This window comes from Janthinobacterium lividum (assembly GCF_011601275.1).
Lineage (GTDB): Bacteria > Pseudomonadota > Gammaproteobacteria > Burkholderiales > Burkholderiaceae_D > Janthinobacterium > Janthinobacterium lividum_E.
Genome location: NZ_JAAOLY010000027.1, coordinates 44,432 through 54,871, shown reverse-complemented (window position 1 = coordinate 54,871; position 10,440 = coordinate 44,432). Strand labels below are relative to the sequence as shown.

Here is a 10,440-nt window from a genome sequence, read left to right as displayed (position 1 = left end):
CCCCTACATCGGCCGCTTCGCCCCCTCCCCCTCCGGCCCATTGCACATGGGCTCGCTCGTTGCCGCCATGGCCAGCTACCTTGATGCCAAGGTGCATCATGGAACGTGGCTGTTGCGCATCGAGGACCTGGACTATGACCGCAATGTCGAGGGCGCCGACATGGGCATCCTGGCCAGCCTGCAGCGCTGCGGCATGTTCTGGGATGGCGAGGCGACGTGGCAGAGCCGGCGGTTGCCGCTGTACGAGGCGGCACTCAAGCAGTTGCAGGACGACGGTCTCGTGTATGCGTGCGGCTGTTCGCGCAAGGAAATCCAGGATTCGAACTTGCGGGCGGGTGCGCCGAAAAATGGGGCCGCCGTGTATCCTGGCACTTGTCGCCACGGTTTGGCGCCGGGCAAGGCGGCGCGGGCCTTGCGGCTGCGGGTGCCGCAGGGGGCGGATGCGGTGTACGCTTTTGCCGACCGTTGGGCGGGTCCGCAGCGGCAGGATCTGGCCAGCGAGGTGGGCGACTTCATCGTGCTGCGCGGCGACGGTTACTGGGCGTATCAGCTGGCCGTCGTCGTCGACGATGGCGCGCAGGGCATCACGCAAGTGGTGCGCGGCGCGGACTTGCTCGACTCCACGCCGCGCCAGCTGTATTTGCAGGATCTGCTGGGCTTGCCCCATCCCGGTTTCCTGCACGTGCCTGTCGTCACGAACGACAGCGGCGAAAAGCTGTCCAAGCAGACGGGCGCCCTCGCTTTCGATACAGGAACACAAGCCACCGAACTGCTGACGTCGGCGTTGCTGCCGGCCGCCCGCTTCCTCGGCCTCGACATACGTGCCGACAAGGTGGAAGACTTCTGGCGGCAAGCCATTCCCGCCTGGGCACAGCGGCTGGCGCAACTTCCCGAGCGGGCATAAAAAAACCCGCCGCGGCGAACCGTCGGCGGGTAGCAATGCAGGCGCCAGCCGCTAGGGCCGGCGCCTGGTATCAGGCAATTAGAAGTTGCCCTTGAATTGCACCCCAAACTGACGTGGCTCATTGATGAAGCCCGTACGGTTGTTGAAGTCGATGGCGCCCGTGATGCGCTGGGTGTCGGTGATGTTACGGCCAAAAACGGCCATTTCATACTTGCCGGCATCCCAGGTGTAGCCCACGCGCAAGCCGCCTTCGACCATCGGCTTGCCGGTGAACTCGGTTGCCTCATACAGGAAGAAATTGATCTTGCTGCGGTAAGCCCAATCCGTGAAGACGAAGAATTCGCCGTTCTCCATCGGGATCGAATAACGGCCCGTGGCGGTGATCGTCCACTTCGGCGCCTGCGGCAATGGATTGCCGTCGATGATGGCGCGGTTGCCGGTGGTCAGCGAATCGGTCACGGTGCAACGCGTTTGGGCGCAGGTGGCGATCGACAGGCTCGGATCCTTGATTTCCGTGAAGTTGTAGCTGCCGCCCAAGGACATTTTCAGGCTCGGCGTGACAAAACCTTCCAGTTCCAGTTCGGCGCCGCGGCCATTCGTCTTGGCTGCATTGATCAAACGCGTCACGTTCGAGGTGCCGCCAACGACCGTCAATTGCTGGTTCTTCACCTGGTAGTTGTACAGGCTGAAGGCGACACGGGCGCGGCGCTCAAACAAATCGGCCTTGATACCGGCTTCAAACGAGGTGATCGTTTCCGCATCGGCCACGGTGACAGGCACGCTGGTGCTGGCCGGGGCGATACTTGGCGCGCGGAAGCCGGTGGCAACACGGCCGTAGAAGTTCACATCCTTGTTGTATTTATAGGTGCCGCTCAAGTCCCAGTTGACCTTGGCTTTGCTGACATCGGCGCTGGTCGGGCTGACCTGCACGATGTTGGTCGCTTGCACCGTGTTGAAATCTTTCTTGTCCTTGGTGTAGCGCAAGCCGGCGCGCAGCATGAAGTCATCGTTGACAGCGTAGTTGACGGAACCAAACGTTGCCCAGGCCGAGTTCTTCTGGCGGCTGGCCAGGTGCGTGGTCAGCACATGCGTGTCGGTATTGAAGTTGTCGGTGAAGCCGTTGGCATCTTCGTTGAAATAGTACACGCCGGCCTGCCAGTTGAGCGGACCGGCATTCTTCGATTCGGCACGGAACTCCTGCGAGTACTGCTTCACGCTGGTGATGCCGCCGGCCGTTTCAACCTGGAAAGGAATGAAGCTGGGGCCCGTTGGCGTGCCGCCGTCGATGTCGCCATGCGACACGTAATTGCCGACCTGTTCAAAGCCGGTGACCGAGTACAGCTTGATACCGTCCAGATCCCAGCTCAGGCGGGCGCTGGCGCCGTTGGTGCGCAAGCGCTGGAAGTTCGGCGCATTCGTGAACGACTTGTTCGGGTCGAAACCGTCGACGATATCGTTCGTGCCCTGCTTGATCATGTTGGCGTAGAAGATGCGCGCGCTGCCCGTGGTGCTGCGCTGGTGCACATTGAACAGGGCGTTGAACATGGTGTTCGGCGCGTACAGCAGTTGCACGCGTTCGGCGTGTTCATCGTAGCCGTCCAGCGCGTTTTTCTGGCCCGTAAACGTGTTGTCGACATAGTCGTCGCGATGCTGGCGCAGGGTCGAGAAGCGCAACGCCCATTCTTTGCTCAGTGGCACGTTGACGGCGCCGTCGAAATTGGTCGTGTTGTGCGTGGCGGCGGAAACGTTGTAATAGCCTTCAACCTTGTCCAGGTTCGGCTTGACGGATTCGAACTTGACCACGCCGGCAGGCGTATTGCGGCCGAACAAGGTACCTTGCGGGCCGCGCAGCACTTCCACGCCAGCCACGTCGAAAATCGGATAGCCCTTGAGGATAGGATTTTCTTGCACGACGTCGTCGTAAATCAGGGAAACAGGTTGCGATGCAAAGATGTTGAAGTCGGTATTGCCGTAGCCGCGAATGTAGAAGCGAGGGAAGGTACGGCCGTTCGACGACTCCACGTTCAAGCTCGGCACTTTGCCGGCCAGCACGCGGATATCTTGACCGCCAGAGACCAGCACGTCGAGCTTTTCATCACGCAGCAGCGATACGGAGACGGGCACGTCGCGGATATTTTCCTTGCGGCGCTGCGCCGTCACGGTCACGGTTTCCAGCTGGCTGGCCGCAGGAGTCGTATCAGCAGCGACTTCATCAGCATAGGCCGAGCCGATAGGCAGGGCTGCGGACAGTGCCAGCATGGCGGCGCTTTTGGCGCACAACCGCTTGTGCATCTTGGACATCTTGATCATGTTGTTTCCCAGAAGTTTAAAAAAGAATTGCGAAACCTGTCTCCGGCTTATGTACGGCGCTGGATGATCGTCTGCACCATCATGGTGCAGCAGCGCGAGCGGATGTCTCTCCGCTCCTGGCGTCATTGGCTCTGCCCTGGCTGTCGTGCTAGCTGACAGCGGTAGCGGCCGCATCTCCGGGATGTCTGATGAACACCAACTTTTGAGTAAGGCGCCAATTTAATTCAAGCGCCTTGTGCGCTGCAAGAATATTGTTATGTAAAATATTCATTCATCAACATAAAGGGCCGACTAGTGGTTATTCAGCCACAATAGCGCCCTTGCCTTGCTATTTCCGCTGATAACCTGCCGCATGGCACGCGTTTTCCGCCTGGCCAGACGAAAGCGGAATTGGCATCCTGCAAGACAGCCCCGACGGTAAAAATAGTTGTAATATCGCCAGACTTGCGCTGCCATGCCGCCCCATTCCAGTGCGGCGGCGGCCCCCTGCACCATCATTAACCGCCGCCATGCCAGAACCCAGCCTGCCCAGCAATGCCGTCCCGTCCTCCACCGTCGCAGCCCAAGCGGCGCATCTACTGCTGAGCGCCCACTGCGACATCGTCTGGAGCACAAAAACCTTCGGCCAGTTCGATGCCGACCAGCCCACCTGGCGCGCCTTCACGGGCCAGACCGAGGCCGAACTGCTGGGCCGCGGCTGGGTCAATGCCCTGCATCCGGACGACCGCAACTTGCCTTATGTCGTGCCGTCGCACCTGACCAGCGTGTTCGAAGCGGAATACCGGCTGCGCCACGTCAGCGGCGCCTACCGCAACATGCTCGTGCGCATGCTGCCTGTGCTGGCGCCCGACGGCAGCATCGTTGAATGGCTGGGCTCGCATTGCGATGTGACGCAGCAAAGGCAGACGGAACAGCGGCTGCGCCTGGCCATGCAGGGCGGCCGCATGGGCACGTGGGAGATCGACCTGGGCAGTGGCAGCATGGCTGGCTCCGATGCGTTCAAGGCCAATCTGGGCCTGCCGCCTGACAGCCACATCGATTACGCGCAGCTGACGGGCGCCATGCTCGACGGCGACCTGCAGCACTGGCAAACGGTGGTGCACGCGGCCATCGCCGGCGCCAGCGATTTCGAAATCGACCTCCGCGTGCGCTGGCCCGATGGTGCGCTGCACTGGGCACACATGCGCGGCACTTGCACCAGCGACGGCGCCGGCAACGTGATCGGCCTGTCCGGCATCTCGCTCGACCTGACGGCCAGCAAACAAAACGAGGAAACCCTGCGCCTGACCCTGGCGGCCGGCGAAGTGGCCACATGGAACTGGGACATCGTTGCCGACCGGGTCACGGCCGACAGCAATATGGCGCGTTTGTTCCCCGTCAATGCCGACGCGGCCGCGGCAGCGCCGCTGGCGCGCTACCTGGACATCATCCATCCCGATGACCGCGAGCAAGTCAGCGCGCAGATTGCCGAGGCGCTACAGGCGCACACGCCGTTCGAGGCCAGCTACCGCGTCGGCGCCGGCGATGGCCAGTACCGCTCGGTCATCGCACGGGGACGCGTGGAGTACGCACCCGATGGCACGCCCTTGCAATTGCCGGGCGTCCTGCTCGACATCACGCGCCAGAAACAGGTGGAAGACGCGCTGCGCAGCAGCGAGGAACGCTACCGCACCTTGATCGAGCTGATGGACCAGGCCTTTTGCGTGATCGAAATGCTGTACGACGAGCAGGGCCGCCCCGTGGATTTCCGCTACCTGGAAGGCAATCCCTCCTTCGTCAAGCAGTCGGGACTGGAAAACGCCATCGGCAAGACCATCCGCAGCTTCGTGCCCGACCACGACCAGCACTGGTTCGACCTGTACGACCAGGTCGTCAAGACCGGCGAGCCCGTGCGCTACGAAAACGAAGCCGTGGCCATGGAGCGCTGGTTCGAGGTCTTCGCAGCGCGCCTTGGCGGCCCCGGCAGCCGCCTGCTGACGGTATTGTTCAGCGACATCAGCGAGCGCAAGCGATCTGAACAGCAGTTGCGCCAGCTGGCCGACAACCTGTCCGAAATGGACCGGCGCAAGACGGAATTCCTCGCCACCCTGGCGCACGAACTGCGCAATCCGCTGGCGCCCATCCGCAACGGCTTGCAGATCATGCGCCTGGCCGCCGACAAGCCCGCCACCGTGGCGAGGGTGCGCGACGTGATGGAGCGGCAAGTCAATCAGATGGTGCATCTGGTCAATGATTTGCTGGACGTGGCCCGCATAACGCGGGGACAGATCGAACTCAAGCTTGAACGCACGGATCTGAAAACCATCATCGCCAGCGCCGTGGAGACGAGCATGCCGCTGATCGAGGCGGGCCGTCACCAATTGCAAGTGGAACTCGACGAGCAGTCACTGCCGCTCGAAGCCGACCCCACGCGCCTGGCGCAAGTGCTGGGCAATTTGCTCAACAACGCCGCCAAATACACGCCGGCCGGCGGCCACATCGGCTTGCGCGCATTACGCGATGGTCACGAGGCATTGATCGAAGTCAAGGACAGCGGCGTGGGCATTCCCGCCGAATCGATCACGACCGTGTTTGACATGTTCACGCAAGTGGGGCAAAACATGGGCAGGGCTCAGGGCGGACTGGGCATCGGCCTGTCGCTGGTGCGGCGCCTGGTGGAATTGCATGGCGGCAGCGCCATGGTGGCCAGCCCCGGCGCCGGCCTGGGCAGTACCTTCAGCGTGCGCCTGCCCCTGCTGGCGGCGCAGCCGGCCGCCCCCGTCGCACTGGCCGCGCCCGCCATTACCGACAGCGGCCCGCAGTTCCGCGTGCTGGTGGTCGACGATAATGTCGACGCAGCCGTTACCCTCGCCGCCGTGCTCGACATGATGGGCCATGCAACGCAAGTGGCCCACGATGGCGCGCAAGCCCTGGCCGTGACGCCGCAATTCTTGCCAGACGTCATTTTCCTCGACATCGGCCTGCCCGGCATGAACGGCTACGAAGTGGCGCGCGCGCTGCGCCTGATACCGGCGGGCACCAACGTCGTGCTCGTTGCATTGACCGGCTGGGGCGCCGAAAACGACCGCAGCCAATCGAGTGCGGCCGGCTTCGACCACCATCTGACCAAACCGGCCAACCTGCTCGCCATCGGCGAACTGCTGGCCACCCTTTCCACTCCGAAAACACTGACAGACCATGACTGAATCCCTGAACCACGTCCGCCGCAACCTCCTGCTGGCAGGCGGCGCCGCCCTGCTGTGCCCGACACCGCTGCTGTTTGCCGCGCCCGCCACCAGCATCACCGCCGCCCAGACGCAACTGGCCGCGCTGGAACAAGCCGCAGGCGGACGCCTCGGCGTTGCCGCCTGGCGCCAGGGCAGTGACCTGCGCGTTGCCTATCGCGCCGACGAACGCTTCCCCCTGGCCAGCACCTTCAAGGCCATGCTGGCGGGCGCCGTGCTCGCGCGCAGCGTCAGCCAGCCGGGCTTGCTGGACCAGCACGTGCGTTACGAGAAAAAAGAACTGGTCACCTACTCGCCCATCACTGAAAAGCATCTGGCCAACGGCATGAACGTGGCCGACCTGTGCGCCGCCACCTTGCAGTACAGCGACAACAGTGCTGCCAATTTCTTGATGACATTATTAGGCGGCCCGCAAGCCGTGACGGCGTTTGCGCACAGCATCGGCAATACGGTGTTCCAGCTGGAACGCTGGGAAACGGAATTGAACAGCGCCATCCCCGGCGAAGTGCGCGACACGGCCAGCCCCGCGTCGATGGCGCACAGCTTGCAGCAATTGTTATTGGAAAATAGCTTGCCGGCACCGCAGCGCCAGCAACTGGACGCCTGGATGCGCGGCAACACGACGGGCGACAAGCGCATCCGTGCTGGCGTGCCTGCCGGCTGGCAGGTGGCCGATAAAACGGGCTCAGGCGCCTATGGCAGCGTCAACGATATCGGCGTGGCCTACCCGGCCAGCGGCGCGCCGCTGGTGATCGCCGTGTACTACACGCGCGAACAGAAAAAAGCGGACACGAACCAGGACATCATCACGGCCGCCACGCGCATCGTGACGGCCGCGTTGGTGTAATTACTTCGGCAAGGCAGCCATGAAGCCGGCATACGTGGACCAGGCGGGATCGGCGGCGCTGCGGATCTCGATCGGGAACTTTGGACGCGGCGCCAGCGCCGTGTTCAGGCGATTGAAGAATTCTTCGCCCGACTGCGTGTAATAAATCCATTCACGCAAGTTTTCACCGGTGGACACCAGCGCCAGGGTGGCGAAACCGTCTTCTTCCACCACGGGGGCCAGCGCCGCTTCCAGCTCTTCCATGTGCTCGCGCTCGTTCGGCGCGGGCATGCCCGTTTCGTCCTCATAACGCCAGGCGATGATGATGCGGTCGGGCTGCGACGACAGGTCCCAGTCGTCATGGAAGGTGTCGACATAACGGTAGATGATGGCCATCTCGTCGCTGTGCGTGACGATGGTGCCCCAGCTGCGGGCGGAAGTGGAATTTTCGTTCATGGTTGCAACAGTCAAAAAAATAAATCGAGGGGGCGCAGCTTACAGCACCGGCGGGCAAGTCACATTCCATGCGTCATACTGGGCACCGTTCTTTCGCAGCCAGACGCGGGCGTAGCTGTCGCGGTCGCTCTTGAACACCAGTGCATAACGTTCTTCGGCACGCGGAGCGGCGGCACCCACATCGACGGCCACCAGCGAAAACTTCAGCGCCCGCAACGGGGCGCAGGCCGTATTGCCAGCCATCAGCAAGCGTGCCCGTTCCAGCAGCGACTTTTGATACAGCAACACGCCTTCCAGCTCCACATCGGGCACGCGCTGCAGCATGCGCACGGGTTCGGCCACCGCGCGGCAGGTGCCACGGTCGAGCCAGGCGTAATACTCCATGCCCGCTTCCTGCCAGCGCGCCTGCTTGCCTTCGCCATGCCGCACGAACTTGGTGCGCTGCGTGCGGCACAGCGCGCCATGCCCGCGATACGGCGACGTTTCGACGCTGCCCACCACTTCGCTGCCGCGGCCACCGACCACGGGCACGCTCTCAAACACGGTGCGCGCAGCCGGCTCGCCCGGATATTGCTGCGCATAAAAATCCAGCAAGGACGCGCGCTGCTGCGCATCGACCGCCACCGCCTCGGCGGCACTGGCAGAGAAGCACGCGGCCGACACTGCACACAGCGCCAAGGGGCGCACGAAATAAGCTGGCATGGATCCTGGCATGGCATTCCTTCAATCGACGTTCAGGGGCGGGTATCGCCCAAGCGCAGATTATATAGTTACCAGGAAATGGCAGGCGGACGCGGCGTCAGGAGGTGCGAAAGTTGACGCCACCGGCCAGCAGCTTGGCGCCGCAGGTAGTGGTGTCGCCTTCAAAGGCGACGGCGATGCCGTTGACGCTATGCCGGGACGAGCCGCTGGCAATCTTGCAGCCCTGATGTCCCTTGACGGGGCAACTGCACAAATCCCCGACGCAGGCGACGGCGATACCGTTGACGGTAAAATGCGTGGCGGCACAACTAAGCACCTTGCCACCGTGCGAAGTGGCGTCGCCCAAACGGATGACCTTGCGCATGCTGCCTCCCGAACTATTGTCCTACCTGGCTTTCCAGGATGGCTTCCACCGATGGCGCCGCATAGTTGGCCGGATCGACCGCCGGGGTGATGCGGCTGCGGAAGATATCGCCATTGGCATCCTGCTGCTGGCGTTTGTCGTTCGATGGCGGCGTGATGAAGATGATGCTGGCCTCGTTACGGTCGCGCAAGTTGATCGCGGCACTGGCGCCGCCCTCGCGGTAGCTGCCCATCACCCCGATGGCCATTTGCATGAACCACGTAGCCGCCCCCGTGTTGCCCAGGCGAAGATCGGTATTGATGAACTGCGTGCTCTTGCCGCTGTCGATTTCCGGCCCGCCCTGCACCGCATAGTCATGCAACATGCTTTCCAACATCAGCAATTGTTCCGGCTGGTTTCCCGTTCCGGCCACGATGCGCGCCACTCCCTTGCCGCGCTCCGCTTCAGGCAAGGTCTGCAATGCCTGCTGCCAGCCCGCATTGAACATTGCCTGGCGCGCATCGCGCCGCGTGACGGGCTTACCCTCTTCATCCGCAAGTTTAACGAATACGGGTCGGTGCACGAAACCGAACGAGGGCAGGTGGTCGAAGGTTTCCATCTGTTCCCGGTTCCACGGAATGGGAAACCACGGCGTCGGTTTCCAGTCATCCGGGGGGCGGTTTTGCGAGGGATTGAGTTTGTCGAAGGTATGCAAGCCCACGCCGCGGATATCGGGGCGCTGGGCGAAGGCGGCGGCGGCGGTGAGCCATTCGGCGACGGTGGGTTGGCGAGGTATTGGCGGAAATTCCGCTCCTAATTCCTTATCTGGTTTTGCCAAAGATTCCATCAATTGATAATACATCGCCCTGAATTCCTCTTGTACGAACTTATTTTCAGGGTCGTCCCATATCGCTGACCGCAAAAGTTCAACACGTTCGCGCCGTGCCAGTACAAATGCCACGGTGGTATCGGGCATATCGGGTATGTAATACCCATCCTGCAGCATCTTTGCATCCCCTTTCGCGCGAATACCATCTCTCGTCCCCGCGCTATCATCGGCAGTCAGAACCACGTAAGGCACATCAGGATGGGTATCAAAAAACTCAAAGATGTTGAGCAGCAATTTATCAGGATGTTCAGCCAGACTCCAGGGAGCTATCGAAAACAAATGCCATGCCATGCCGGAACTCCCCGCGCCGGCAATCAATCCAGCCATCGGTACCCCAGCTTCAGGCTGTTGCTTGGAATCACGAATTGGCGGGCCAGCATAAAATGACGGTACTCCCCAGTACAGCGGTGTAAAGTTAATTCCATTCTCCATCGCATCGTATGCACGCCCTCCGCTGACCCCATTTTTATCCAAGGCACTCCACGCGTACTTGCTCTTGTCCTGTTCTCGGATAGAAGTAAAAGCACTACCTTTTTTTAAGGCATCCCATAGCCTGGCTTGCCGATACCGATCAAAGGTCACCCCAAGGCCTATCACTTCCAAGACATATTTGTCCCTCGATGTCGAGCCATCGACACTCTCTTTCTGAACCTGCGCTGCTCTCTTTTTCGATGCCGACTCTCGTTCATTTGCTTGTGCCGACACACTGATCCACCTAACAAATAGAACAAGAAACAGCACTAGCAATGGAATGCCAATCCAACGAACGACGGTCATAATGACCTC

At 61.6% G+C, this 10,440-nt stretch carries 8 protein-coding genes; 3 read left to right on the top strand and 5 right to left on the bottom strand.

All coding sequences use genetic code 11. The features are described 5' to 3' along the window. Positions 1-904, top strand: a 904-nt coding sequence (gene gluQRS / locus GYK42_RS26905; RefSeq protein ID WP_240943863.1) for a tRNA glutamyl-Q(34) synthetase GluQRS, incomplete at its 5' end; no start/stop codon positions are given. A 78-nt stretch (positions 905-982) separates the two neighbouring features. Here the strand turns inward: gluQRS and GYK42_RS26900 are convergent. Further along, positions 983-3,214, bottom strand: a complete 2,232-nt coding sequence (locus GYK42_RS26900) for a TonB-dependent receptor (protein ID WP_166449989.1) — start codon at positions 3,212-3,214, stop codon at positions 983-985. Between the two features lie 509 nt (positions 3,215-3,723). Here GYK42_RS26900 and GYK42_RS26895 point away from each other — a divergent pair. Next, the gene (locus GYK42_RS26895; protein WP_166449988.1) at positions 3,724-6,399 is read left to right on the top strand and encodes a hybrid sensor histidine kinase/response regulator; all 2,676 of its coding nucleotides are present in this window, start codon (positions 3,724-3,726) and stop codon (positions 6,397-6,399) included. Then, positions 6,392-7,285: a class A beta-lactamase gene (gene bla, locus GYK42_RS26890; protein WP_166449987.1), complete on the top strand. Its 894-nt coding sequence runs from the start codon at positions 6,392-6,394 to the stop codon at positions 7,283-7,285. The genes GYK42_RS26895 and bla overlap by 8 nt, the downstream gene beginning before the upstream one ends. Here the strand turns inward: bla and GYK42_RS26885 are convergent, their stop codons facing one another. From GYK42_RS26885 to GYK42_RS26870, 4 genes are all read right to left on the bottom strand, one after another. After that, positions 7,286-7,720: a DUF695 domain-containing protein gene (locus GYK42_RS26885; protein WP_052755885.1), complete on the bottom strand. Its 435-nt coding sequence runs from the start codon at positions 7,718-7,720 to the stop codon at positions 7,286-7,288. It lies immediately after the preceding gene. A gap of 39 nt (positions 7,721-7,759) precedes the next feature. After that, positions 7,760-8,434: a hypothetical protein gene (locus tag GYK42_RS26880; RefSeq protein WP_166449986.1), complete on the bottom strand. Its 675-nt coding sequence runs from the start codon at positions 8,432-8,434 to the stop codon at positions 7,760-7,762. 85 nt (positions 8,435-8,519) lie between these two features. Next, a complete protein-coding gene (locus tag GYK42_RS26875; RefSeq protein WP_166449985.1) occupies positions 8,520-8,786 on the bottom strand; it encodes a PAAR domain-containing protein in 267 nt (88 codons plus the stop codon). 13 nt (positions 8,787-8,799) lie between these two features. Next, positions 8,800-10,431, bottom strand: coding sequence for a type VI lipase adapter Tla3 domain-containing protein (locus GYK42_RS26870; RefSeq protein ID WP_166449984.1), 1,632 nt, complete (start codon positions 10,429-10,431; stop codon positions 8,800-8,802). Positions 10,432-10,440 lie beyond the last annotated feature (9 nt).

What these genes read in the sequence shown, in the direction of transcription:
- GYK42_RS26900 (WP_166449989.1), bottom strand. Translation starts at nt 3,214, where the DNA reads ATGATCAAGATGTCCAAGATGCACAAGCGGTTGTGCGCCAAAAGCGCC.
- GYK42_RS26895 (WP_166449988.1), top strand. Translation starts at nt 3,724, where the DNA reads ATGCCAGAACCCAGCCTGCCCAGCAATGCCGTCCCGTCCTCCACCGTC.
- bla (WP_166449987.1), top strand. Translation starts at nt 6,392, where the DNA reads ATGACTGAATCCCTGAACCACGTCCGCCGCAACCTCCTGCTGGCAGGC.
- GYK42_RS26885 (WP_052755885.1), bottom strand. Translation starts at nt 7,720, where the DNA reads ATGAACGAAAATTCCACTTCCGCCCGCAGCTGGGGCACCATCGTCACG.
- GYK42_RS26880 (WP_166449986.1), bottom strand. Translation starts at nt 8,434, where the DNA reads ATGCCAGGATCCATGCCAGCTTATTTCGTGCGCCCCTTGGCGCTGTGT.
- GYK42_RS26875 (WP_166449985.1), bottom strand. Translation starts at nt 8,786, where the DNA reads ATGCGCAAGGTCATCCGTTTGGGCGACGCCACTTCGCACGGTGGCAAG.
- GYK42_RS26870 (WP_166449984.1), bottom strand. Translation starts at nt 10,431, where the DNA reads ATGACCGTCGTTCGTTGGATTGGCATTCCATTGCTAGTGCTGTTTCTT.